This window comes from Faecalibacterium sp. DFI.5.82 (assembly GCF_029076575.1).
GTDB lineage: Bacteria > Bacillota > Clostridia > Oscillospirales > Ruminococcaceae > Faecalibacterium > Faecalibacterium duncaniae.
The window spans coordinates 1-306 of the sequence record NZ_JARFIS010000615.1; the positions used below are offsets into that span (position 1 = coordinate 1).

A 306-nucleotide genomic window follows, 5' to 3' on the forward strand; every position below is an offset into this window, starting at 1 on the left:
CTGACGGCGGAGGATTACCGCGCCGTCAGGTACACAGTCTCCGTTTTCTCATCCAGCCATGCATTCAGCCAGCCCTTACGGATGCTTTTTTTCAGCCGCTTGAGCGTTTTTTTCGTCTTCTGGTGGGTCAGGTCGGCCAGCATCTCCACCGGCAGGCCCTTGCCGCCGTCCATGCTGTTGGCAAGGTCGGCCAGCTGGCCCATCTGCCTGCACGATTACCTCTTGGAAACGCCGCAGGCCGCCATCCAGCCAAAGCCCGCCGTGGCAAGAGCCAGTGCAATTATGATGATGCCACGCACGTTGTAG

At 59.5% G+C, this 306-nt stretch carries 1 protein-coding gene; it reads right to left on the reverse strand.

Going from position 1 to position 306, the window contains the following annotated elements:
* Window positions 1-14: 14 nt before the first annotated feature.
* Window positions 15-203 (reverse strand): hypothetical protein, encoded by a 189-nt coding sequence (locus tag P0G09_RS18120; protein ID WP_275253365.1) that lies wholly within the window; start codon window positions 201-203, stop codon window positions 15-17.
* Window positions 204-306 lie beyond the last annotated feature (103 nt).